The 23,891-nt window shown below is 62.1% G+C and carries 19 protein-coding genes; 12 read left to right on the forward strand and 7 right to left on the reverse strand.

The window, feature by feature from the left end; genetic code table 11:
* Positions 1 to 86: 86 nt before the first annotated feature.
* The 11 genes from AC3A4M_RS14390 to AC3A4M_RS14440 all read left to right on the forward strand — a co-directional run bounded on the left by AC3A4M_RS14390 (position 87) and on the right by AC3A4M_RS14440 (position 13,806).
* Positions 87 to 2,510, forward strand: coding sequence for a hypothetical protein (locus AC3A4M_RS14390; protein ID WP_498736393.1), 2,424 nt, complete (start codon positions 87 to 89; stop codon positions 2,508 to 2,510).
* Between the two features lie 577 nt (positions 2,511 to 3,087).
* Positions 3,088 to 3,879: a peptidoglycan-binding protein gene (locus AC3A4M_RS14395; RefSeq protein WP_498736394.1), complete on the forward strand. Its 792-nt coding sequence runs from the start codon at positions 3,088 to 3,090 to the stop codon at positions 3,877 to 3,879.
* 460 nt (positions 3,880 to 4,339) lie between these two features.
* Positions 4,340 to 5,149, forward strand: coding sequence for a TetR family transcriptional regulator C-terminal domain-containing protein (locus AC3A4M_RS14400; RefSeq protein ID WP_498730504.1), 810 nt, complete (start codon positions 4,340 to 4,342; stop codon positions 5,147 to 5,149).
* Complete coding sequence (locus AC3A4M_RS14405; RefSeq protein ID WP_498736395.1) at positions 5,146 to 6,033, forward strand: beta-keto acid cleavage family enzyme; 888 nt, start codon at positions 5,146 to 5,148, stop codon at positions 6,031 to 6,033. The genes AC3A4M_RS14400 and AC3A4M_RS14405 overlap by 4 nt, the downstream gene beginning before the upstream one ends.
* A 5-nt stretch (positions 6,034 to 6,038) precedes the next feature.
* Positions 6,039 to 7,010 carry a 3-hydroxyacyl-CoA dehydrogenase NAD-binding domain-containing protein gene (locus tag AC3A4M_RS14410; protein WP_498736396.1) on the forward strand — a complete coding sequence of 324 codons (972 nt, stop codon included), beginning with the start codon at positions 6,039 to 6,041 and terminating at the stop codon, positions 7,008 to 7,010.
* Positions 7,007 to 7,477 (forward strand): thioesterase family protein, encoded by a 471-nt coding sequence (locus AC3A4M_RS14415; protein ID WP_498736397.1) that lies wholly within the window; start codon positions 7,007 to 7,009, stop codon positions 7,475 to 7,477. Before AC3A4M_RS14410 ends, AC3A4M_RS14415 begins: the two co-directional genes overlap by 4 nt.
* 102 nt (positions 7,478 to 7,579) lie before the next feature.
* Positions 7,580 to 9,109, forward strand: coding sequence for an ABC transporter substrate-binding protein (locus tag AC3A4M_RS14420; protein ID WP_498736410.1), 1,530 nt, complete (start codon positions 7,580 to 7,582; stop codon positions 9,107 to 9,109).
* Positions 9,106 to 10,062, forward strand: coding sequence for an ABC transporter permease (locus tag AC3A4M_RS14425; protein WP_498638275.1), 957 nt, complete (start codon positions 9,106 to 9,108; stop codon positions 10,060 to 10,062). Before AC3A4M_RS14420 ends, AC3A4M_RS14425 begins: the two co-directional genes overlap by 4 nt.
* Positions 10,059 to 10,946, forward strand: coding sequence for an ABC transporter permease (locus tag AC3A4M_RS14430; protein ID WP_498736398.1), 888 nt, complete (start codon positions 10,059 to 10,061; stop codon positions 10,944 to 10,946). The genes AC3A4M_RS14425 and AC3A4M_RS14430 overlap by 4 nt, the downstream gene beginning before the upstream one ends.
* Entirely contained in the window at positions 10,943 to 12,634 is a 1,692-nt protein-coding gene (locus tag AC3A4M_RS14435) for a dipeptide ABC transporter ATP-binding protein (protein ID WP_498736399.1), read from the forward strand. Before AC3A4M_RS14430 ends, AC3A4M_RS14435 begins: the two co-directional genes overlap by 4 nt.
* Positions 12,635 to 12,642: 8 nt before the next feature.
* Positions 12,643 to 13,806: a serine hydrolase domain-containing protein gene (locus AC3A4M_RS14440; RefSeq protein ID WP_498736400.1), complete on the forward strand. Its 1,164-nt coding sequence runs from the start codon at positions 12,643 to 12,645 to the stop codon at positions 13,804 to 13,806.
* Between the two features lie 44 nt (positions 13,807 to 13,850).
* On the opposite strand, the gene AC3A4M_RS14445 is transcribed toward AC3A4M_RS14440, so the two are convergent.
* The 6 genes from AC3A4M_RS14445 to AC3A4M_RS14470 all read right to left on the reverse strand — a co-directional run bounded on the left by AC3A4M_RS14445 (position 13,851) and on the right by AC3A4M_RS14470 (position 20,950).
* A complete protein-coding gene (locus AC3A4M_RS14445) occupies positions 13,851 to 14,231 on the reverse strand; it encodes a VOC family protein (RefSeq protein ID WP_498736401.1) in 381 nt (126 codons plus the stop codon).
* A 298-nt stretch (positions 14,232 to 14,529) separates the two neighbouring features.
* The gene (locus AC3A4M_RS14450; RefSeq protein WP_498736402.1) at positions 14,530 to 16,074 is read right to left on the reverse strand and encodes a carotenoid oxygenase family protein; all 1,545 of its coding nucleotides are present in this window, start codon (positions 16,072 to 16,074) and stop codon (positions 14,530 to 14,532) included.
* A gap of 39 nt (positions 16,075 to 16,113) precedes the next feature.
* Positions 16,114 to 17,493, reverse strand: coding sequence for an MFS transporter (locus AC3A4M_RS14455; RefSeq protein ID WP_498736403.1), 1,380 nt, complete (start codon positions 17,491 to 17,493; stop codon positions 16,114 to 16,116).
* A gap of 102 nt (positions 17,494 to 17,595) precedes the next feature.
* Positions 17,596 to 18,669: an amidohydrolase family protein gene (locus AC3A4M_RS14460; protein ID WP_498736404.1), complete on the reverse strand. Its 1,074-nt coding sequence runs from the start codon at positions 18,667 to 18,669 to the stop codon at positions 17,596 to 17,598.
* Between the two features lie 2 nt (positions 18,670 to 18,671).
* Positions 18,672 to 20,261, reverse strand: a complete 1,590-nt coding sequence (locus AC3A4M_RS14465; protein WP_498736405.1) for an aldehyde dehydrogenase family protein — start codon at positions 20,259 to 20,261, stop codon at positions 18,672 to 18,674.
* A complete protein-coding gene (locus AC3A4M_RS14470; protein ID WP_498736406.1) occupies positions 20,249 to 20,950 on the reverse strand; it encodes a nuclear transport factor 2 family protein in 702 nt (233 codons plus the stop codon). Before AC3A4M_RS14470 ends, AC3A4M_RS14465 begins: the two co-directional genes overlap by 13 nt.
* Positions 20,951 to 21,230: 280 nt before the next feature.
* Here AC3A4M_RS14470 and AC3A4M_RS14475 point away from each other — a divergent pair, with 280 nt between their 5' ends.
* A complete protein-coding gene (locus AC3A4M_RS14475; protein WP_498736407.1) occupies positions 21,231 to 21,962 on the forward strand; it encodes an IclR family transcriptional regulator in 732 nt (243 codons plus the stop codon).
* A gap of 108 nt (positions 21,963 to 22,070) precedes the next feature.
* Here AC3A4M_RS14475 and AC3A4M_RS14480 read toward each other — a convergent pair whose 3' ends face one another.
* Complete coding sequence (locus AC3A4M_RS14480) at positions 22,071 to 23,549, reverse strand: aldehyde dehydrogenase family protein (protein ID WP_498736408.1); 1,479 nt, start codon at positions 23,547 to 23,549, stop codon at positions 22,071 to 22,073.
* Positions 23,550 to 23,891 lie beyond the last annotated feature (342 nt).

Here is a 23,891-nt window from a genome sequence, read left to right on the forward strand (position 1 = left end):
CATATGGGCTTTTCTACGGGTGGTAATCCTAGTAGCAATAGCGTCGGAAGTGCAGGTATTTCACTACTCAGATACGAGGTGAGTCCTTGGAGATTCTAGAAGACGGCCCTTGGATCGCGGCGGTCGGAGCACCATGGGCCATGGCCCCTCACCCTAATTTCTCACAAGACTCAGTGACCGGTCCTCAGCTTTTGGCGCTAGTAGCCCAGTCACGTCTTGATGATTTAGAACGCTATAAGGAACTCCTTCCCGAAGGAAACAGTGATTGGGTTCTCGCCCTAGTGAACGCCGCTGCACGTTCTATCAGCTACGGATCTGTACGCGCCGGTGCTAACGAACTGTGGACCATTGCAGAACTCAAGGGTATTCCAGTGGGGGCACGCATTGCTGCCGCTCTTTATGCCAGCGTTGCTGAGGTAGATCTGGATGAGCACGGTGAGGCTATCCGGCGGATGACCGCAATTATCTCCCAATCGGAAAAACCGTACACTCGTAGTTCAGCACTGGGTTGGGCTCTGCTACACCAACAAATTGCTGCGCGGAAGTTTGAAATCTTTGACTATGCCGGCGCCTTGGAGTCCATCCTTTCCAACGAGCATCTTCTTGGTAAAAGAGGCAAGTGGGACGCCTTTGCCGTTTCGCTCGGCATTAGTTGGAATTCGGAACAAGTGCAACAGGACATTCGTGACGCTGCCGAGTCGCACAGACTCGAGTTGCAAGCACGGATGGAAGGATTTGAAGGTACAACTTGGGTACAGGTGGTGAAGTCGCGTTCGACGTGGCCCGATTTCAGAAATGAGCTCGCTGCTGCCGGGCGCGATCGCAAGTATGTGGAACACCGTTTCGAAAACTCAGTAGGCATGCGCACAAAGGGCCGCACGTTTAGAAATGTCGATCCAATACTTTCTCCCGCCTATGAGGCTTTGCTTACCGCAGAGCTAGTTGGGGACGTAAACGGATTCATGAAAGGCCGGGAGGCGCTTGCCCAGACGAGGATACTTCGCCAACAAGAGACCACGGACAATGATGAAGTGTGGGAGGTACGCGATGCCCTACGTCTACTTAGGAGATCACGCGCCCAAAAAAGTCTGAAGCGCGTTTTAGAATGGATCTACCTGCGCGGGCCTGGAACAGCTCTCCTGCAGGATGCCATGACGATACTGGAGCGGAGCGGGTTCCCTGGCGATGTAAATGCCCTCGATCTCATGGTTCTATCCTCAGCTGCCACATATTTAGAACCGGAATTGCTACAACGGTCTTTGGATAGCGCCCTTTACTTCGTTGGTTCTCCCCGGAACAGACATGATGTCGCTGCTGCCGATGAACGCAGTCTATGGCGGGCTGTCAGCCGGCTTTTACCGGAAAGCGGCCGAGATGAGGAAGTGGCCAGTGCAGCACTAGCTGCGACTGATGGTCGGTACTCGCTCGATCTAATCGAGGGGGAACTGCTGAGTCTTCTTGAGTCAATAAATTGGGACGTAGTTAGCCCCGAAAATATTGCAGCTTGGAGATCGTGGGGGGAGGCCAATAAGAAATCCTCTTTAGTGAGTTCTTTGGCTCATCGCGCCGCCAGTTTACAGCAACACGTAGATCATGACGCCGTTCTTGGACTCATTTCTGATGCGGAGCTCCCCCTTTATTTGGTTACGCACCACTCCGAACTAGAGGCGTTGAAAACAGAGGTACTAGACCGAGCAGATAATCATTGTCGATCGATACTGAAGAACATACAGGAGGATGCGAAGCGTGGCACCGTCTCTTTCGGTGGCATCGATTCCGCTGAGCTCGTGACGCTATTCGCGCATCTATATAAGAGGACTGATGCCTGGCTGGCTGTGACTGAATTTCTGACTGATTCTAATGTCGCTCGTGAACTGAAGAGCCGCGCACTCGATAGGATCGCCAAGTACGGTCGCAACGCGATTCCTGAGGCAGCTCAATCCACGCTGCGCGCAAACTGGGCAGCAGTAATTGATTCCAAACAACGCGGTCTCTTCTCCGAGCCGGATCCGTCATCAAAATTTGCTGAGGCCCTCCGTGTGGGCGCGGTGCTTAATATCTGCACGAGAAACGAAAGCGTAGCTGCCGCGACAGAGATGGCCAGCGGCAATTCTCCCGAAGATCGGGCGGCTGCAAGCGAAGTGCTACTGGATGTGGCTACTGCTTACGAGGAGTGGGAATGGGCACAACTCCTCTTACTTCAACTCACCCAGGATCCAGACGCCTCTGTCCGGGCCCTTGCGGGAAGGAGTCTTGCATCTGTAGGCACAACGACCACCGGCCTCTCAACGCTCGTACACTCGGCACTGATCAAGTCACTTAATTCGGGTGGAATCAGAGTTCCGTTACTCATACTGCACGGACTCCAGGACGTGGTGTCGAAAGGTAAGTGGAACAAATACAGCAGTGACATCAATACGACCGTAGCTAATATGTCCACGCAGCATCCGGCGAGGGTCATTCGACAGGCCGCCCACCACGTCCTTCACCTGCCAGCGCAGGGTGAATAGCATCATTTCGATGGCGCCCAGGCCATCGCAGGAAAATGGGGAGAATTCAGGCGCCGGCACCGGCTACAGCTGATGCACCAGACCGGCGCCAACAGGAGAACGTGGGAGGGGTTCTCCGTCTGGGCGGTCGACCGTGACGCAGACGGCTTAGTGCAGAGAACTCACGACAGCGAGTCCGCTCGCTGACCGCAAAGTCCGGGTGGAGTTGCGGGTGCAGCGGACCTCCCGGCCAGAAGGGAGCAACATAACTGTCCACGAGCATCAGCAGGAGCATCGGAACCGCTCCAGAAAGAGCAACGACGCCGCGATCGGGAGTGGCGGACGCGTCCTCATGCCCAGAGCCGGCAGTAGAATTCGCAAATTGATCGGTATCCCCGCTGTCGAGAAAGGTTGATGATAAGGCCCCATCCTCGCCTCGGCACCTATCAATTCCTGCCTGTGCTGCCACAGTGGAAGGATTCATCAGTATGCTTTCCAATAACTAGGGCTCGGGCATCTCGGGCTGTCTGGCAGGATTCGGCATGTTTCGACCACCGGTTGGAACGGATGGCGCTTTGCGCCGGAGACGGAGATTTTGATGAGCAACGAACAGGGACCCACGCCGCTGTCGCCGGAGGAACTCGAATCCCAGTCCGGCACTGCGCTGCCGGACAAGGAAGTCGCTTCCATTCTCGATCTGAATGCGGATCTTGACCTTGCCATCGATGCGGCCGCGCCGATCGATCTGGCCGTGGCTGCTAACGCCAACGTCGTAGCGCCAATCGATGCCGCTGCCTCGGCAAACATCCTCTCGTCCGGCTCCACCGCGCAGGCGCTATCCGATCAGGGAGTCATCATCGACCAGGGCATCGCGGCCGATGCGACTGCCGAATCCACGCAGGACAGCAATATCGACCAGAGCAACGACACTGTCGACGGCGCGGACACAAATGCGGGCTCCGCTGCAGGAACGGACGCCGTCGTCGACGATTCTGCGCCCTTGCAGGAGAGCGTCACCGGGCAGGACACGACCGATCCAGCGCTGCTGCCGGACGGGACGCTGCCCGACGCCGGAACGGTCACGGAGGAACTTTCGTCCACGCTTGATGGGAACCTGCTCAATGTAAACGTGGATCTGGCCGCGGACGCCGACATTGCTGCCCCGATCAACGGTGCCGTGGCCGCCAATGCCAACGTCGCCGCGCCCATCGACGCCGCGGTGGCCGCCAACATCGGTTCGGTGGACAGCGAGGCGACCGCGGTGGCGCAGCAGGACGCCATCCGACGTGGACTCAGATACCCAGCCCACCCAGGAGCAGGACACGGACGGGGAGCCTCAGCCGGTGCCCGGCTCCACCACTGTGGCACCGGAACCAGGCACCGCCGATGAAGAATCGTCATCGGATGAAACCCCTCCGGCAGACCCCGACAGCGAGCCACAGCCGGCTCCCGTGCAGGAACCTACCGCAGAGCCTGATCCCGGATCGGTGTCCTCTCCCCCGGCGCCGATAACCACCAGCACACCACAACCCGCACCGGCTCCGGCCCCCGAGCAGGAGCCTGCACCGGTTCCTGCTGATGAACCCGCGCCCGCGCCAACTGAGTAGCGTTCGGAGTCTGTCCCCGGACGGGGATGCAGATCAGTGCCTGCGCCGTTCCTTATCAGGTTCAGAACCGCAGGTAATTCGCCCCATGCACCTTTGTCTCGCTAATCCATCAAGAAATCGCAATTTTCTGACTTTCAGTTAGCAACCCTTGCCATAATCGCAAACAACGCGTAGCTTCGTCTCATGACATCAACTGAGACGGAGGTCACAGAGCGCGTCCGGAAGTCCATTAGGAACTCCGGAATGGCGCAACGTGAGGTGGCACATCATATTGGCTTGGACGAGACCAAACTGTCCAAGGCGCTCAACGGCACCCGGCGCTTCCATCCGCAGGAGCTGACCGATCTGGCCGACATTACCGGCGTTACGGTCAACTGGCTGCTGTCTGGGTCGGATGAAACGCACGGCCCGTCCGTGCCGCCCCCGGCAAGGATCCTCCCGACGAAGCACCGGGAGGACAGCGAACACGCCCAGAAGCGGCGCGCCATCATCGAGGCGGCCTGGTGGTTACTGGCCCGCCGCGGCTATTCCGCGGTCCGCATTGCCGATATCGCCTACGCCTGCGACATGAGCACAGCCGCTATCCACTACTACTTCTCGACCAAGCGCGAAATCTTTGCCGAAGCACTGCGCTACTCCATCAAACTGGCCTTCGACCGCCAGATCGCCGAACTGCACTCCATCACGGATCCGGTCCGCCGGCTCAAGCGGCTGATCGAACTCCAGCTCCCCGCCGGCGAGCGCGGCAGCGCGGAGTTCTCGATCTGGCTGCAGACCTGGGCAGATGTGGCAGTTGATGGTTCCGGCAAGGAGAACCACGCGCAGGGCTACCGCCGCTGGTACAAGACCGTGGAAGACGCGATCCTCCAGGGCCAGGAATCCGGCGTCTTCGTAAACATCCCCTCTGACCAGCTCGCTATGGAGCTGACCAGCATGGTGGATGGCCTCGGCATCAAGGTACTGACCGGAATTCTGACTGCCGATCAGATGTACAGCCATATCGAAAGTTTCATTGACCGCAACATTGTCCTATCGCAAGGGAGTTCCGCATGAACCGCAAGGTCATCGTCACCTGTGCCCTGACCGGCGCCGGCGACACCACAGGTAAGAGCGAGTACGTGCCCGTCACGCCGCAGCAGATCGCCGACGACGCAATCGCCGCTGCACGGGCCGGCGCCTCGGTGGTTCACATCCATGTACGCGATGTGGAGACGGGGCAGGGGTCGCGCGACGTAGCGCTCTACCGCGAGGTAGTCCGCCTGGTCCGTGAGAGCGACGTGGATCCTGTCATCAACCTGACAGCGGGCATGGGCGGTGACCTGCTGCTGGATCCGGGCGAACCGACAAAACAGTTGCCGGGCACGGACCTGGTCAACGCCCGCGAGCGCCTGGCCCATGTGGAGGAACTGCGGCCGGAAATCTGCACCATCGACTGCGGCTCGCTCAACTTCGGCGAGGGCAGCCAGGTCTACATCAGCACCCCGGATATGCTCCGCGAAGGCGCCGAGCGGATCAAGGAACTGGGTGTGAAACCGGAGATGGAAATCTTCGATACCGGCAACCTGTGGTTTGCCAACATCATGGTCGAAGAGGGCCTGATTGCCCCGCCGCCGCTGTACCAGATCTGCATGGGCATTCCCTACGGCGCACCCACCAACCCGGGCCTGCTGCAGGCCATGGTCAATATGCTGCCGGACGGCGCGCAGTGGACGTCCTTCGCGATCGGACGCGACCAGCTCCCGTGGGTGGCCCAGTCCGTGCTGCTCGGTGGCCATGTCCGGGTGGGGCTGGAGGACAACCTCTACCTCAGCAAGGGCGTGAAGGCGACCAACGCCCAGCTGACCGAACGCGCGATCGCGATTGTCCATGACCTCGGTGCCGCGGTGGCTACCCCCGACGAAGCCCGCGAAATCCTGAAGCTCGAGAAGAAAGCCTGAATCCTATGACCACTGCTGAGTTCACTCCACTTGATATGAATGACGTCGACACCGTTGCCTGTGTGGGCATCGGCACCATCGGCGGCGGTTGGGCCGCGTACTTCCTGGCCCGCGGCTACCGGGTGCAGGCGTGGGACCCCTCCCCCGATGCCGAGCCGAAGCTGCGCCGGCTGATCGACGCGGCGTGGCCCGCCCTGACGGAACTGGGCCTGGCGCCGAATGCCTCGAAGGACAACATCAGCGTGCATACGGATCTGGCCGAAGCGGTGGCCGGGGCCGGATTTGTGCAGGAAAGCGCTCCTGAAGTCCTGGAGCTGAAGCGGTCCCTGCTCGCGCAGATCGACGCGGTGACAGCCCCCGACGTCGTTATTGCGTCCTCCACCTCCGGCTACGGCATGACGGAGATGGCTACCGAGGCCGCCAACCCGTCCCGTCTGGTTGTCGGACATCCCTTCAACCCGCCCTACCTGATTCCGCTCGTCGAAGTAGCCGGCGGCGAAGCCACTTCCGCCGCGGCCGTGAAATGGGCCTCCGCCTGGTACGAGCACATCGGCAAATCCGTGATCACCATGGACCGCGAGGTACCCGGCTTCATTGCCAACCGGCTGCAGGAAGCCCTCTGGCGCGAAGCACTGCACATGGTGGACAACGGCGAGGCCACGGTGGAGCAGATCGACCTGGCCATTACCGATGGCCCGGGTCTGCGCTGGCCGATCCAAGGCCCGATGCTGACCTTCCACCTCGCCGGAGGGGAAGGCGGCATGGCGCATATGCTCGACCACTTCGGCCCTTCGCTGAAGTCGCCCTGGACCCGGCTGGACGCCCCCGAACTGACCCCCGAGCTGCGCAACGCGGTGATCGCGGGATGTGACGAAGAGGCCAACGGCAGGTCCGTCGCAGAGCTGATCCTCGAGAGGGACCAAGCCATTATCGCCGTCCGCAACGTGATTGCCGCGCTCAAGGCGGACAAACCATGACGGACACGGCGGTGGCGGCCTTGCCCGCATACCGCTGCACCGTCCTGCCGGAGTGGATCGATTACAACGGCCACCTCTCCGAAGCGTTTTACGTCCTGGTCTTCGGCTTCGCAACGGACCAGGTGATGGACCGGCTCGGAATGGGCGAAGCCTACCGGCAGTCGACCGGAAACTCCCTCTACACAGTTGAAGCACATGTCCGGTACCTGGCCGAGACGGGGCTGGATGCGGAACTGACAGTCACCACGCAGATAGTCGGCGGCGGAGCGAAGAAGCTCCACCTGGCGCACGAGATGCGCACAGCGGGAAAGCTCATCGCCACCGAGGAACTGCTGGCCTTGCATGTGGACCAAGGCAGCGGCCGAAGCAGCGCGTTCCCCACTCCCGTCCTGGAGGACATCAGCAGATACCGGTCAGGCCTCGACGATGAGGCCCCGGACTGGATCGGCAGGACCGTCAGCTCCTAGCCGTTCCCCTCTGAGAAAGAAGGATCCGTGGAAGCATCCCCCATGCGCAGCCTGCCCTCCGGCGGCCCAGCGCTCCATCCGACCCGGCGCCGTGTGCTGGGAATGGGTCTGGTGATCGGTTTGGGTGGGCTCTTGTCCGCCTGCGGCGCCAGCCAGACCTCAGTAATCGCCGCACCCACAGGACCGCCGCAGCCTGGCGGCCGCCTCCGAGTGGGGCTGGCAGGGGGCGGAGCGGCAGACAGCCTCGACGCCCATTCATCGGTCAGCACTACCGATATCGCCCGGGTAGTGAACCTGTACGAGTCCCTGGTCTACAGGGACGAAAACTACGAACTCAAACCCCTGCTGGCCACCAAGGTCACGCCGTCTCCCGACGCCCTAGTATGGACGGTGGACCTGCGTCCCGACGTCCTGTTCCATGACGGCCGGCCGGTAACCGGAAAGGACGTAGCCGCCAGCTTCAAGCGGATCACCAATCCGGATGATCCCAAGAGCGGCACTGCAGCTCTGGCCATCCTCGACGACGTGGTCATCGTTAACGACCATCGAGTGGAATTCCGGCTCAACAGTCCCAACGCCGCGTTCGACGACGCATTGGGCCAGTACACGCTGGGAATTGTCCCCGCGGACTACGACCCGGCCAATCCGGTGGGCACCGGACCCTTCAAATACAAGTCCTTCGCACCGGGACGCAACAGTGTCTTTGTGCGCAACGAGCATTACTGGCGGGACAATGAGCCCTACCTGGACGAACTGGAAATCCTGAACTTCAGCGACGAAGACGCCCTGATCAACGCGCTCCTCTCAACCCAAGTGGACGCCATCGGCCAGATCCCGCTGGCATTGCTGGAGGTCATCGACGCCGATCCCCGGATCAGCATCCTTGAGTCGGAGACCGGCGCGTGGATGCCTTTCACCATGCGGGTGGACCGGCCGCCTTTCGACGATAACCGGGTCCGCGAGGCATTCCGGCTGGTGGTTGACCGCCAGCAGATGATCGAGCAGGTCCTCAGCGGCAACGGCAGCCTCGGCAACGACATGTACTCTCCGTTCGACCCGGGGTACCCCTCCCACCTGCCGCAGCGTGTCCAGGACATTGCCCGGGCCAAGGAACTTCTCGCCGACGCCGGTTATCCGGACGGGCTCACGGTCGAATTGGTAACCGCGCCTATCCAGTCCGGCGCCGTGGAAGCCGCACAGGTCTTTGCCCAGCAGGCGGCCGCGGCCGGCATCACCGTAAAGATCCGGCAAGTGGACGTCACCACGTTTTTCGGTGACGGCTACCTGCAGTGGGACTTCGCGCAGGACTTCTACTACACCCGTAATTACCTGCCGCAAGTCAACGCCAGCACGCTGCCAACCTCGCCATTTAACGAGACCCACTGGGATCATCCCGAGTTCACCGCCCTCGTGAAAAAGGCAACGGGCACCGTTGACCCGCAGGAACGCAACGCGCTCATCGCGCAGGCGATGGAGATCGAATACAACGAGGGTGGCTACATCATCTGGGGCCACGCAAACCAGGCAGATGCGTACCAGCAGTATGTTGCCGGCCTGGTTCCGAACCGCACAGGTCTGGCCCTCTCAGGATTCGAATTCCGCCGCGTCTGGCTAGGAGGCAACGCGTCATGACCCCGATCATCCTTCGCAGGCTGGGCACCAGCGTGCTCATCCTGCTTGCAGTGTCCATACTCGTCTTCGTCGCAACCCTGCTGTTGCCCGGCGATCCGGCGCAGGCGATTCTGGGCCAGCAGGCCACGCCGGAACGGCTCGCCGCCTTGCGCGAGCAGATGAACCTCAATGACCCAGCGTGGCAGCGGTACCTGTCCTGGCTCGGCGGCCTGGTCACCGGCGACTTTGGTGTCTCCGCAGCATCCGGCGGGCCGGTCACGGACCTGCTCGGGGAACGCATCGGCGCCTCATTGGTCCTGTTGGCCGCAGCCGGACTCATCAGCATCCCCGTGGGCCTTCTCGTGGGGACCTACAGCGCCCTTCGCCAGGGCCGCACCGGAGACCACGTGGTTACCGGTACGAGCCTCGTACTGGCCGCCCTGCCCGAGTTCGTCATCGGCATCGCGCTGATCACGCTCTTCTCCACCACCGTGTTCGCCATCCTGCCGTCGGTCACCATGGCGCCGCCCGGAGAACCCGTGTGGAATTATCCGCTCCAACTGGTCCTGCCCACTATGACCTTGGTCCTGATGGTTACGCCGTACATCGCCCGGATGATGCGGGCGACGATGCTGGAGGTTCTCGACTCCGGTTACGTGGAGATGGCCAGGTTGAAGGGCGTTCCCGAGCGGCAGGTCATTCTGCGCCACGCCCTGCCGCACGCGCTCTCCCCCGTGGCCCAGGTCATCGCCATCCAGCTGGCATGGATGGCCGGCGGAGTTGTGGTCGTCGAGTTCCTCTTCCGCTACCCCGGCATCGGGCAGGCATTGGTGGACGCAGTCACCAACCGGGACGTCCAGGTGGTTCAGGTGCTGTCCGTCCTGATCGCCGCGGTGTACATCGTCGTGAACCTGCTGGCCGACGTCGTCGGTATTCTCACCAATCCGAAACTACGCACAGGGGGCGCGCGATGAGCGTCATTGATACACCCCAGGCCATTGCCCGCGAAGTCGAAACCCCGCCCGGTCTCCTCCGCCGGCTGCTCCGTCAGCGGCAGGCAAAGATCGGCATCGCGCTGACCGGCGCCGTCGTGCTCCTGGCCCTGCTCGGCCCGCTGCTGCTGCCCTGGGCTACGGGCCACACCAGCACGGAGTTCACCGGCCGCCCGTTCCAGCCCGACGGGGTCTTCGGGACCGACAACCTGGGCCGCGATGTGCTCTCCCGTTTCCTCGACGGCGGGCTGCGGCTGCTCATGTACGCCGGACTGGCTACCCTGCTCGGCATGTCGCTGGGCGTGCTGACAGGCATGACCGCCGCCTATCAGGGCGGCCGCGTGGACAGCATCATCATGCGGTCCAATGATGTCTTGCTGGCCCTGCCGCAGTTGGTCTTTGCGCTGCTGGCCATTACCGTCCTCGGTCCGCAGGGGTGGGTTCTGGTGGCGGTCATCGGCATCACGCATGCACCTCGGATTGCCCGGGTCACGCGTTCGGCGACGGTGGACGTGATCACCGAGGACTTCATCCGGGCCGCCGAAATGTATGCGGTACCGAAATGGAAAATCCTGGCCCAGGACGTACTGCCCAACATCACCGGCCCGCTGATGGTGGAGCTCGGCCTCCGGATGACGTACTCCATCGGGGCCGTAGCCTCGCTTTCCTTCCTCGGACTGGGTATGCAACCGCCCACCGCGGACTGGGGCCTGATGATCAATGAGAACCGCATTGCACTTGTGCTCGAGCCTTGGGGCGTGCTGCTGCCGGTGCTGGCCATTGCCGTGCTCACGGTGGGCACCAACCTCATAACCGATTCCTTGGCCCGCGCCGCGGCCAACTCCAGCGTGGGAGCAAGCAAATGAGCACTTCGGTCCAGGAAGACACAACGATAACGATGCCCGTCCTCAGCGCGGAGGAATTGCGGATTGCCACCACCTCGGGCGACGAAATCCTGCATGGGGTGTCCTTCGAGCTTCGCCCCGGTAAGGTCCTGGCCCTGGTGGGGGAATCCGGGTCCGGCAAGACAACTGCGGGACTGGCCTGCATGGGCCACTTCCGCCAAGGACTGGTCAACACAGGTGGAACCGTCCGGCTCGCCGGCGCCGCCGAGACAGTCCTGGATGGAAATATCCTTGATCTGCCTGAGTCCGCCCGCCGGAAACTGCGTGGGGGCGCCATTTCCTATGTCCCGCAGGACCCCGCACTCTCCCTTAACCCGGCCATCCGGATCGGCGACCAGATCCTCGAGGTACTGCAGGTCCACGGTTACGGCTCCTCGGAGGCGGACCGGCGCACGCGCACCGCCGAGGTGTTGGCGGAGGTAGGCCTGGAAAATGATGCGTCCTACCAACGCCGGTATCCCCACCAGCTCTCCGGCGGACAGCAACAGCGCGTCGGCATCGCCATGGCATTCGCTTGCCGGCCCGCCGTGATGGTGCTGGACGAACCGACCACGGGACTGGACGTCACTACACAGGCTTTGGTCCTGGCCACCATCGCCCAGTTAGCCGAACGGCACAACGTCGCCGGGCTCTACATCACCCACGACCTGGCGGTGGTCGCCAAAATAGCGGACGACGTCGTTGTCATGCTCTCCGGCGAGGTGGTGGAAAAGGGACCCACCTCCCAGGTGCTCTACCAACCACAACATGCTTACACCCGCAAGCTGCTGGCGTCGGTGCCGGATTTGGCCGGCAAACGACCGCTTGGCCGGGTTGCGGCCATCACCGGCGAGCAGTCGGTGGTTGACCGGCAACTTGCGGAAGCCCGCCCCGCCCAGGCGGCACCGGCCGCTCGTGAGCGGAAGCTGCTGGAGGTTGCGGACCTGCGGCTGGCGTACGGCAGCAACCAGGTATTGGACGGCATCAGCTTCACGCTGGGCCAGGGCGAATCCATGATGCTGCTCGGCGAATCCGGCTCCGGCAAGACAACGCTCTCGCGCTGCGTCGCCGGCCTGAATGACGACTACGCCGGCAGCGTGCGTCTGAACGGCGGTGATCTTGCGGCGGGCACCCGTGCACGCACTGCTGAGCAGCGACAGAGCATCCAGTACGTGTTCCAGAGCCCGTTCTCTTCACTGAACCCGCGCCGCACCATCTGCGAGTCCGTTGAGATGCCTCTGCAGATGTCCGGCAAAATGGGCCGCAAAGAACGACGGCGGCGGGTACGTGAAGCGCTCGACCAGGTCCGCCTCGGTGAAAGCTACCTGGACCGGCGTCCGCGCGACCTCAGCGGCGGCGAACGCCAGCGTGCGGCCATCGCCCGCGCCCTGGTCAATGCACCGTCACTGCTGGTCTGCGACGAAGTCACCTCGGCACTCGATGTGTCCGTCCAGGCGTCCATCATCGACCTGCTGCGCAGCCTGCAGCATGAATCTGGCATGTCCATGCTCTTTGTCACGCACAACATCGCGCTGGCACGGCATATCTCGCAACGGATGGCGGTCCTGCAAAACGGCCGGCTGGTCGAGCTGGGTTCCACGGACGAAGTGATGAAAAATCCGCAACACAGCTACACCCGCGAACTGCTGGCCAACGTCCCGACCTTCTGAGGATCATTGTGGAAATACCTTTTGAGAGCAATAACGACGGCGGACTGGCCGCCGCTGGCTTCGCACGGCTGCAGGAAACGTTCGCCAACCACCTGCAACGCTCGCAGGGAGGCATGGCGTTCTGTGTCTACCGGGACGGCGAACCCCTGGCGCGCTTCTACGGCGGCAGCACGATAAAACGCGGCACGCCCACCGCGGCCGTGGAGGAGGGCTGGAGCCCTAAGACCCTCGCAGTCATGTTCTCCGGCACCAAGGGCGTGGTCGCAACCGTCGCGGCGATCCTCGTGGACCGCGGGCAGCTCGATGTGCGCCTGCCCGTGGCCGATTACTGGCCAGAGTTTGCAGGCGGAGGCAAGCAGGACGTGCGCGTGTACCACCTGCTCAACCACACCGTGGGGCTCCCCTACGTGGACCCGGAGCCGCCGGGCGAAGAGAGCCAGTACGACAATGTCGGAAACGCGGCAGCACTGGCCGCGCAGACCCCATTGTGGGAGCCGGGCAGCAAGGTTGCCTATCACGCCACAACCTACGGCTACCTCATGTCCGAGCTGCTCCTCCGGGCCACCGGTAAGAGCGTTGGGGAGCTGATTTCCGAACTCATCAGCGCCCCGTTGGGACTGGATATCTTCCTCGGGTTGCCCGAGGAACTCGACCCCAGGCTCGCCACCATTTTCCGCTCCGAGAGCTACGCCATCAGCACCTACCTCCAGGACCCGGAACGCCGCAGGATCGTCGATCGGATGTACAGGAACCTGCTCGCCGAGGACAAGGACCCGTTTAACAGCGTGGCGATGCGTCGCGGGCAGCTGGCTGCCGGTGGCGGTATCGCCACCGCCGACGCGATGGCAAACCTGTACTCCCGTCTGGCAAGCCCTGAAGGTGGTCTGGTCTCCGCCGAGGCGCTGCGGGAGGCCACCCGGACGTGGTCCGAAGGCGTGGATGCCATCAACGACCGGCCGCTGAGGTTTGGCCTCGGTTATGAGCTGGCCGATCCCATCGGGACCTACGGGCCGGTGGCTCCTGCGTTCGGACATTCCGGCGCGGGCGGCGGGCTGCACGGCGCCTGGCCGGACAAAAACGTCGGGTTCTCCTTCCTGACCAACGAGATGCTGGCCGAGAACCAGGACACCAGAGTCAAGGACCTCCTGAAGGAGCTGGCACAGCTGGTGTGAAGTTAAGGCTAGCTCGCGCCTTATGCGGAAACGAGCGCCGAAACTCAGTCCGGACGGACGACGGTGAGGCAGAAGGGATGCCCGACAGGATCGACCAGCACGCGCCACTGGTTAGGAGCGGGCTGGTGCTCCGCCTCCGTAGCGCCCAGCGCAAGAGCACTCGCGACAGCCGGCTCCAGCTCGCTGACGGCAACATCCAGATGGAACTGCTGGTGCTGCGGACCTTCCGGCCAGGAGGGCGGAACATAGCTGTCGACCCGCATCAACGTGAGCATGGGGCCTGCTCCAGAGAGTGCGACGACGCCGCGGTCCGGAGTGGCGAATGCTTCCTCAAGGCCCAGAAGGCGCGAGTAGAAGGTAGCGAGCTGGTCGGTGTCCGGGCAGTCGAGCGAGATGGATGCGAGTTGTCCTATGTGTTCTGTCATGACCACAAAATAGCAGGCCGGCGCTCCTTGTTAGTCCGGCTCTTTGCCCGTTGCGATAGAGGCATCTGCTTCCTTGACCCACAATTCGGCGCCGTAGCCGTAAAGCCAGCCATCGGCGGTGAAGTCCTCCGATCACGCGGTCTGCGCAGCGCGGTAACCAGTTCCCTGTTGACGCTGCTGCACACGTCGGTGACGTGCGCATCCAGCTGTTTCGCGAACTGCACCGCCGCCGTTGCAGAATTGTGGTCCGGGATGTTCGCCATCCCGGACCACAGTTTCCTCCAGAACGGATTGGCACTCAGTCCGTCCGCTGGGACAGCTCCCCGGCCGTCACCCAGTTGCCGTGAAGGCCTTTGGGGATGCGCAGCGGGACCTTCAGGGTGCAGACGGGTTCCTTGTCGACGTTCTGGGCGTCCAAGACAACCAGTTCACTGTGCATCAGATCCCGCCGGGACACTATGACAAACACGTAGCCATGGCCTTCCGGTGCTTCGTCTGTGCCCTGGACAAAGATGGGCTCGCCAATGGTTGACTCGGGGCCCGGGTAGTAGATCTTCTGCTTCCCGCTTTGGACATCCACGGTGGCCACCCAGCGGAAGCCGGCGCCGGGCGCCTGCTGTTCCGGCACGTCAGACAAGCCCATGACACCCCAGCTGTACTTGAGCGTTTCGTACCGGTCATCCATGCGCGGGAATTCCGAGGCGTAACGGTTGATCTTCTTCTCTGAGAACGTCCGCGTCTGGCTCTGGGTGTCGATGGTCCACCGGGACAGGTATCCCTTGGCCTTCTCCGGATCAAAAGGCCGGCCGTCGGTGATGGGGAACCACGGGAAGTATGCGGATTCGCTGACGGGCGTGTCCAGGTGGATGTACCGGCCGTCGTCATACGCGCCCATGATATGGCTGGCGAAACGGTTGGGCCCTTCGAACCACTGGATATTCTCGCCTTTGCCCTTGCGCGGAATCACACCCAAGTAGATTTTTTCGTTGGGGTCCCATTGGAAGTGCGACTCACCCTTCCGCAGCCAGTCGGCCTCGCTGCGCAGCGGGATGATCGGGAAAATCACGTAGTTCTGGGTGACCGCAAAGTCGTGGACCATGCTGGAATAGGGCGCCTTGAACCAGGTTTCGTGAATGATCCGGCCGCTTGCATCGGCCTCGTAGTACGCGATGTCCCTTGAAGTCTCACCCTTGGCGGCGTAACCGAAGAACACCATCTCTCCGGTTTTCGGGTCAACTTTGGGGTGGGCAGTTGCGGTCTTGGAGGTCAGCGAACCTTCAAAGTCGTAGTCCCCCACCGTCTCCAGGGTGTCCGGGTCCAGGATCAAGGGCGGGCTGTCCTCCTTGGCAGCGTAGAGCTTGCCGCCGTGGAAGAAGACGTTAGTGTTGGCAATCCCGCGAACCATACCCTCGACCGCCGCATCATCGGTAAAGGGGTTGCGATAGCCTCCGAACAGCGCTCTGCCGGCTTCGCGCTCCGCGTTGAACCGAGGCGTTTTGATGTAGCGGCTCTTGTAGTCCACGCGTCCGTTGTCGAAGCGGAAGGACAGGGCCATGCCATCCCCATTGAAGAGGTCGATGTCCCCCTTCATGAAGGACGGGAACTGCCGGTCGCAGACAACCTTGTAGAACGTACCGTCAAGGTGCGCGGGTATTTCGCCCTGGATGCATTCCAAGCCAACGATGTCGGCTTCGATCCGGCAGGGCGCGTCGAACGGATGCGCAGCCTCGGGGAAGCGGACTATGGGGTAGGGATCAGGCGCCGGAATGGGCTCCTTGGGTTCTGTCCGCTGCCACACCAACATATCGGTGTCGGCGGACTGCAGATCTGGATAGGTAGTCATGAGTGTTCCTTCCATGAAAATTGTCGGTCAGCGGACTGCTCAGCCTGCAGTTGGCTGGCTTGGCTCCGGCCTCAGGTCTGCTGCGGGCTGGCCCTCTGTCAGCGGCGCGTCGGTGTGTTCCGTCTTGCGCATCAGGACCAGTACCAGGCAGAAGACTCCGGAGAGGACCAGCAGCCCGGCAGCGGCCCAGAACAGTCCGCCTCCGGTCCAGCCGGCGGCCAGCAGGTATCCGGCCGCGATCGGGGTGAAGATGGCTACAATCCTGCCGAAGCCGATGATCCAGCCGAACGCTGACGAGCGGATCTGGGGCGGGTACATCAGCGGCACCACGGCGTAGTAGCCGCCGATGCTGGCGCCGATGCCCGTGGCCATGATGACCGGGACCAGCAGTGCCACGCTCCCGCTGTCCAGCGAAACTGCCAGCCAGGCGGCTCCCGCTCCGGCCAGCACCAGGGACACCACAGTCAAAATGCGGTTGCCAATCTTCAGCGAGACGAGCCCGAACAGGATGCCGCCAACCATGCCGCCGAAGGGCAGCATTGTTCCAACACTCAGACCGAGCTGTTCGTCCTGGGTTGCGTCCACCACTAGCTTGGTTGTCCAGCCCATATTGAAGTAGAAGGCCGCCATCAGGGCGCCGAAACCGAGCATCAGGATGACGGAGGTCACCAGCAGGGCCGGGTTGAAGAGGCTGCGCAGGTTGACCGTCGGTGTGCCAGTCCGCTCCGTGACGACGGGCAGATCCGCAATCGGTTCCCGGCCCATCCGCTGCAGGATCACGTTGAGTTTCTGCAGGGACTTACTGTTGCGTTTCGCTGCCAGGTGATCAATGGACTCCGGCAGGAACGCAACGGCCACCAGGAACAGCAAGGCGCTGGCTACCGCCCCGATAATGAACGTCATCTTCCAGCCGGAAGCGGGGATGACGACGCCGGCCACCAAGCCGCCAATGAAACCGCCGACTCCGTTGCCGGCGGAGAACAGCGCCATGGTCAGGCCGACGGACTTCTTCGAGGAATACTCCGCGGTGATGACACCCACGATGGCGATCACCGCACCGATGCCGACGCCGGTCACTGCCCGGGAGACCAGCAGATTCGCTACATCCTGCGAAAGGCTGGAGTAAATCATGCCGACAGAGACGATGCCTAGACTGATCAGGGTGACGTTCCTGCGTCCGTAGCGGTCGCCCAGTGGGGCGAGCAGGAGCGATCCGGCGGCCATGCCGGCCGTGGCTGCGCTGATCAAGTAGCCGAGGCTTATGGAATCAACACCCCATTCCTGGGCGATGAAGGGTGCGGCGAGGGCCATGACGATGATGTCGTACCCGTCGATGATGACAATCAGCATGCAGACCGCGATGGTGAGCTTCTGGAACCGGGTCATCGGGCCGTTTTTAATCTGGCTTACAACGTCCATGTTGCAGCTCCTTATTGAGAAGGATTAGAGCAGAAAGATGAAGCGGACGACGGCGATGCTCAGCTGGTGTTGCCAGGCCAAGGTGAGGTCCGCCGTCGTAATTTAGAAAGTGAGGTTGAATACCTCTCTGGCGGTTCCTTCGAAGAACCGCTTCTTTTCGTCCAGGGATATGGGCAGGTTGTCCTGGTCGATGACTTCCTGGATTTCGTACTGGTAGGGGTAATCCATGGCGTACATGACGCGGTCCGCGCCGACCACTTCCCGCGTGAACATAATGGCAGGCTGCCACGGCATGCCGCTGGTGGTGATGAAGATGTTCCGCCGGAAGTACTCGGACGGCTTCAGTTCCAATGCCTTGATGGCCTCGTAGCGGCCGGCAGCCACCTGCTTGGCGTGCATATGGTCAATCCGGTGCAGCCAGAACGGTAGGGCCTCGCCAAGGTGGCCTACCACCACCTTTAGGTTGGGGAACCGGTCCAGCAGCCCCGAGGTGATGATGCGCAGAAGATGCATGCCGGTTTCCACGCCGAACCCGTACACGGCGCCGTCCAGCCCTGCCTCCTGCAGCGGTTCGATCATCCGATTGGACGGTGTTGAGGGGTGCAGGTAGAGCGGTGCGCCCAGGTCATTAAGCTCTTCAAGCACCGGCAGGAATTTGGGATTGTCGATGTACTCGCCCTGAATGTGCGAATTGAGGATGAGCCCCTTCAGGCCGAGGTCCCCGATGGCCCGGCGCAGTTCCTTGGCGGCGGAGTCCGGTTCCTGGTAGGCCACCGCAGCAAGCGCCGATAGCCGGTCCGGGTGCGCGGCGCAGGCCTCGGCCAACCGGTCATTGGACAGCGCGGCGATGTCTTTTGCATCCGCGGCGTCCAGCACCTGGGTGCCGGGAGCAGTCAGTGCCATGACTTGGTGGTCGATTCCGGACGCGTCCATGTCCGCGATGCGCCGTTCGCCGGCATCCTGGAGACGTTCGACGACGGAGCGCGGCTGCGGATGCTTGCTGCCCAGGAAGTATCCAAGCAGGCTGTTGAAGCCGACGTCGTCGTTGCTTTTCTCTGCCAGTTGTTTGCGGTAGAGCTCGAACATTTCGGGCAGTGCATAGGCCTCTTCAGTAGCAATGCGCAGGTAGCCGTTGCCGCCGCCGGTCTGCGGGCCGTGAAGTATTTGTTGTCTCATGGTCATCTTTCTGGGGATTCGTCCGAGGTTATGGCCGCCAGCTGGAGCGCGGACCAGTGCTGGATTCCCGGCAGCTCTTCGCCGGTGTTCCCGTAGCGCACCACGGCGTGCTCTTCCATGCACGCCTCAACCGAGTACATGAGGTGGTTGCGTCCGAGCCCGGACTGTTTCATGCCGCCGAATGGCACCGCGGGGACGGAGGCGCCCACCCGGTGGGCGTTGATGAATGTGTTACCTGCTTCGATGCGCAGCGCCACCCGCTGCGCGTGTTCGGGATCGGCGCTCCAGACCGAGGAGGCCAGACCGAATTCGGTCCGGTTGGCTTCCCGGATGGCTTGCTCGTCGTCGTCGAACGGGAGGATCGGGATGACCGGGGCAAACTGCTCGGTGAGTACAAGCTCTGCATCGGTACTTAGGTTGGTGACGACTGTTGGCCGGATGAAATAGCCCGCTTCCCAGTCGATGCCCTCCCCCAGCTGTCCGCCTTCATGCACGATGGCACCGTTTGCTTTGGCATCAGAGATGAGCTGAAGGGCATTCTCGTACCCGTCCTTCGTGGTGACCGGCCCAATGTGCGCGGCCGGGTCAAAACCGTCTCCCACCACCAGTTGCTCCACCATTGAAGAGAACTTCTCCACGAATTCGTCATACCGGGACCGGTGGACGTAGATCCGTTTGATGTTGAAGCACACTTGGCCGGAGACGCTGAAGGAACCGGCGATCATTTCGCGCAGCATGGCCTCGTCAATAACGGCGCTCTCCAGCACCAGTGCCGGGTCATTGCCGCCCAGCTCTACCGAGACTTTCTTGACGGTGCCTGCCGCGGCGGCGAGGACCTTGCTGCCGGCCTCGGTGCCGCCGGTAAACAGGACCGCGCGGATCCCGGGGTGGATGGTGAGGGCATCGCCCACAACCGAGCCGCGGCCGGGCACCACGTTCAACACCCCCAGCGGCAGCAGCGAAGCCACTTCCGCCAGCGCCGCAGTCAGCGCCAACGGAGCAATTTCCGGTGGCTTGACGACGACGGTGCACCCGGCGATCAGCGCGGGGGCCACGGAGTTGAAGGTCAGATAGACAGGCGTGTTCCACGGCGAGATCACGGCTACCGGGCCCACCGGCACCTTGTGCAGCAGCACAGTTCTGGCGTTGCCCGTGCCCGGCTCGCCGGTCAGGTCTTCCGTCTTTTCAACGGCGGGGGCCAGGTCAGCGAAGCTGCGCAGGAGGGCAATGGCACCGGCCACGTCCCCGCGGGCGTCATTGACTACCTTGCCTACTTCCAGGACCACGGTTTCGGTCAACTCCGGCAGTCTTTCGGCAAGCCGGTCCGCGGCCAGGCGCATCAGCTCGGCACGCCGGGCTGCCGTAGTGGCGGACCAGGCAGGAAAGGCTCCTTCGGCTGCACGGACCGCACGGTCAACGTCCTCCGCAGTGCACCGGGCCACGATTCCGACCGCGTCGGACGGACGTGCCGGGTTCTCGACGTCGATAAACTCCAGACCCTCGGCCCTTTCCTCTGCCCCGTCGATGAACGGCCGCGCCGTGGCGGTTGAAGCCGCTGCCACCCGCGGTCCGGCCAGTTTCAGGCCTTCCACGGTGCCCCCGTGACCGGGTGGTCGTAATGGAACGGGAAGACATCGGTGTTCGGGTACAGCTCGTAGCCGGTGCTGATGATCTCGTCCGGGCCTACCGGGTCTTCCGGGAAGGTGGCCTTCGGCAGCACATCCATGGGGTCGCCCTGGGCCCAACCGGTGCTGTACTCACTGTGCCAGAACGGGCGGTAGTTCAGCCTCTTGATCTTCCAGACTCCGTCTTCCTTGACGTACTCGTTCTCATACATGCCGCCTTCCCACCACTGGTCGTGGGTCACCCGGCCGGGGAAGCTCTCTGTGGCGTCCTTGTGGATGCCGGCCTGCATGGTGCAGCGGAAACGGCCCTTGGCGCTGAGGCCGTCCTCGGAAACCGTGACGACGTCCTGGTGCTGCGGGTGGTCCAGCAGGAAGCCAAACACCGGGCCGTTGACGCCCCCGGCGAAGCGGTTGCTAAACCGGTCAATGTAGAGGCGACGAACGCCTGCTTTGCCCTTGAACACACCACCGCAGAACACCGCTTCGCTGTCCTCGGCGAAAAGGTCCACCACTTCGCGGTACAGGGTCTTGTCCAGGTAGTAGCCGTACTGGTGCTGCAGGGTCCGCACGGCCTGTTGTGCCTCGAGTACATCAACGCGGCGTTGGAGTTCGAACAGCGCCGATGCAAGATCCTTTTCCAGCGACAACTCTGTCATGGTTTTCTCCTCTGTAGGCAGGCCAAACAGCAGCGTCCGTGCTGTTCAATGGGGGGATTTTCGGTGATGCGAATCACAGTTGATTCGTCTCCTTCAGATTCAAGCAGGGTCACATCGACGGAACAATGGAAAGGCCCAACGTTTCCTCCATGCGGAAACGTTGAGTAATACAACCAAAATTCAGGTCATTTTCGGGGAGTTTCTCTCCATACGGAAGTTATGCAAGTAGGTTTTTGCTATGCGGGAATACGGACCAACAGTTTTACAGTCAGCCGAGAGGGTGCTGCGTCTTGTTTCGCTCGTCGGTCAGCGGGGGCGGGTCACACTGAAGGAAGTAGCGGAAGAACTTGGCGTCGGCGATTCGACCGCGCACCGGTTGCTTTCAACATGTCGGCATGTTGGTTTTGTCCGACAGGACCAGCCGGGGGCAGCATACGAGGCGGGACCAGCACTTCACGAACTCGCGCTAGGCGCCACTCGCGCCGTCAGCCTCAGAGATGCTGCGGGACCACTACTCAGCGAGGCTGCCAAAGAGCTCAATGAGACCGTCAGCCTGGTGATCCTCGAGGGCACCAAATCCCGGTTCGTCGAGTCCATCGAAGGCCATCAGTCCGTGCGTGTAGCGTCGCCGCTGGGACAGGTTCACCCGGCGCACGCCACGGCAGGAGGAAAGGCCATCCTGGCGCACCTGAGCGCTTTCGAGCTCGAGCGGCGCTACCCAACTAAAAGACTCCCACCGGAGACGAGCCGTTCCATCACAGACTGGCACGAGTTCCTGGCTGATCTTGACAGGATCGAGCGGCGCGGGTGGGCGGTCGAGTTCGGGGAAACGGATCTGGCTCTGGCCGGCATTGGCGTGCCCATCATCGACGGCACGGGCACGCCACGGGCCGCAATCTGCGTCTCTGTTCCGCTGATCCGGCTAAGCAACGCCAAGGAAGCCGCAGCATTCGCCGAAGCCTTGGACGGCTACGCGGAGCAAATCCAACGCAGGCTGCGCGGCAGCAACTGACGTACCTGATTGGCTCTGGATCGGCTCTTTGAACACTGGCTACCCAGGGCTGCAAGAACAGGGGAGCTACACCATGTGCCCGGTGCAGCTCCCCTGTTGGTTCCGCCCTTAGTGGACTTCGAAGCCACCAGTGTTGATCCCGATGCTCCGCGTATCCATGAACTCGCGCAGGCCGTCAATACCCATCTCGCGCCCCATGCCGGAGGACTTCAGGCCACCGAACGGAGCCCGCTGGTCCAGCCATGCCGGACCATGGGCGTTGTGGAAGATGTACCCGGCTTCCAAGCGGGCGGCCACGCTGCGCGCTTTTGTCTCATCCCTGGTCCATACCGAAGCACAAAGGCCTGCCCATGTGTCGTTGGCGGCAGCAACGGCGTCGTCGATTTCGTCAAAGACCATCACGGGTAATGCCGGGCCAAACTGCTCGGCAGTGACGATCCGTAATTCCGGATCCGGGTTCAGGACCAGCGAGGGGCGGACAAAGTTACCGGCTACCAGGTCCCCCTCGGGGAGCATGCCGAACTCCAGCACTTCTGCCCCGGATGCCCGTGCTTCCTCAACGAACTCATTGACCAGAGACTTCTGCAACGGCGAGTGCAGGGGTCCCATGGTGGTTCCGCCATCGGTGCCGCGGCCCAGCACCGTGTTTTCCAACCGTGATTTCAGGCCGTCTACCACTTCCTGGTAGCGGGAACGATGGACGTACAGACGCTTCACCGACATGCAGACCTGCCCTGTGGTGTCGTACGTGCCGTGGAACAGCCGGTCCAGTGCTGCATCGTCCAGTTCGGCGTCCGGAAGAATGAGCGCCGGGTCGTTTCCGCCCAGTTCCAGTGCCACACGGGTCAGAGTCCGAGAGGCCATCTCCATGATGCGCTTGCCGCCGCCGACACTTCCGGTGAAGCAGACCTTGGCCACGTCCTCGTTGGCAATAAGGGCGTCTCCGATCTCAGCATCCTCGCCTGTGATGACATTGAGGACACCGGGCGGCAACTGCTGCGCCAAACGCTGTACAACACGCGTGGTGGCCAACGGGGCAGAGGGTGGCGGCTTGACCACCACTGTGTTCCCCGCGACCAATGCGTACGGCAGCGATGCCGCCAGAATGGCCAGCGGCCAGTTGAAGGGCACAATCAAAGTGACGACGCCCAGCGGCTTGTACTCCACGACCGTCTCGGTAGGAGGCCCGGCCAGTATGGACTTCTGGTTCACCTTGTCCGCTAGCCCGCAGGCGAGTTGGACTCGGATGTTGAAGACGATCAGGTCCACCAGGCCTTCCTGCAGGACCTTCCCGTTTTCCCGGGACAACACCTGGGCGTCTTCCTTCTGAAAGGCGTCCAGAGCTTTGATGCCTTCGCTTAGCTGCCGCGCGCGCTCCGCCGGTTCCAGCGCTGACCAGGCGGGGAATGCTGCCTTAGCGGCCGCAACTGCCTCCAGTGCCTGTCCCTTGGACGCCGCAGCCGCCACCCCCACGGTTTCCAGCGGGTTCGCCGGATCCTTAATGTTCAGTTCACCTGCTGCCGATTGTATTGCGCCGTTAATGTAAAGATCCGTACGGACCACTTGGTCCGTCAGCTGCTGTGTCATGACAACTCCATTGTTGGTCCCCATAATTCGGGCCCCCACATGATTAGTATTCGTTGGGGTTGTCCCTCACTCAAGCAGCTTTCCCGAAAGCCGACAATGGAACCTGGCTCTAGTTCCTGCATGCGGAAACTGCTGAGACGGAGGCATTTGGCCTGCGAACCGTTTCGTGCGCAGCCGCAATGCTGCAATTTGGGACGGTCTTGGTTGAATGAGCCGAGAACAGTTCCAGTAACGAATGAGACCTGTCACGCCTCCGCACTGACCGCCCGGGGAATCATGTCAAGATGCCCGCTTCGATTGATTCGTGGAATCATCTGATTTTGCCCGGATAGCAGGTTTGGG

The sequence above is a fragment of the Arthrobacter sp. Soil_C_60 genome (assembly GCF_057656375.1).

Coding starts and splice junctions, on each gene's coding strand:
- AC3A4M_RS14425 (WP_498638275.1), top strand. CDS start 9,106: ATGACCCCGATCATCCTTCGCAGGCTGGGCACCAGCGTGCTCATCCTG.
- AC3A4M_RS14410 (WP_498736396.1), top strand. CDS start 6,039: ATGACCACTGCTGAGTTCACTCCACTTGATATGAATGACGTCGACACC.
- AC3A4M_RS14435 (WP_498736399.1), top strand. CDS start 10,943: ATGAGCACTTCGGTCCAGGAAGACACAACGATAACGATGCCCGTCCTC.
- AC3A4M_RS14470 (WP_498736406.1), bottom strand. CDS start 20,950: ATGACAGAGTTGTCGCTGGAAAAGGATCTTGCATCGGCGCTGTTCGAA.
- AC3A4M_RS14405 (WP_498736395.1), top strand. CDS start 5,146: ATGAACCGCAAGGTCATCGTCACCTGTGCCCTGACCGGCGCCGGCGAC.
- AC3A4M_RS14415 (WP_498736397.1), top strand. CDS start 7,007: ATGACGGACACGGCGGTGGCGGCCTTGCCCGCATACCGCTGCACCGTC.
- AC3A4M_RS14455 (WP_498736403.1), bottom strand. CDS start 17,493: ATGGACGTTGTAAGCCAGATTAAAAACGGCCCGATGACCCGGTTCCAG.
- AC3A4M_RS14445 (WP_498736401.1), bottom strand. CDS start 14,231: ATGACAGAACACATAGGACAACTCGCATCCATCTCGCTCGACTGCCCG.
- AC3A4M_RS14480 (WP_498736408.1), bottom strand. CDS start 23,549: ATGACACAGCAGCTGACGGACCAAGTGGTCCGTACGGATCTTTACATT.
- AC3A4M_RS14395 (WP_498736394.1), top strand. CDS start 3,088: ATGAGCAACGAACAGGGACCCACGCCGCTGTCGCCGGAGGAACTCGAA.
- AC3A4M_RS14460 (WP_498736404.1), bottom strand. CDS start 18,669: ATGAGACAACAAATACTTCACGGCCCGCAGACCGGCGGCGGCAACGGC.
- AC3A4M_RS14430 (WP_498736398.1), top strand. CDS start 10,059: ATGAGCGTCATTGATACACCCCAGGCCATTGCCCGCGAAGTCGAAACC.
- AC3A4M_RS14450 (WP_498736402.1), bottom strand. CDS start 16,074: ATGACTACCTATCCAGATCTGCAGTCCGCCGACACCGATATGTTGGTG.
- AC3A4M_RS14400 (WP_498730504.1), top strand. CDS start 4,340: ATGGCGCAACGTGAGGTGGCACATCATATTGGCTTGGACGAGACCAAA.
- AC3A4M_RS14420 (WP_498736410.1), top strand. CDS start 7,580: ATGGGTCTGGTGATCGGTTTGGGTGGGCTCTTGTCCGCCTGCGGCGCC.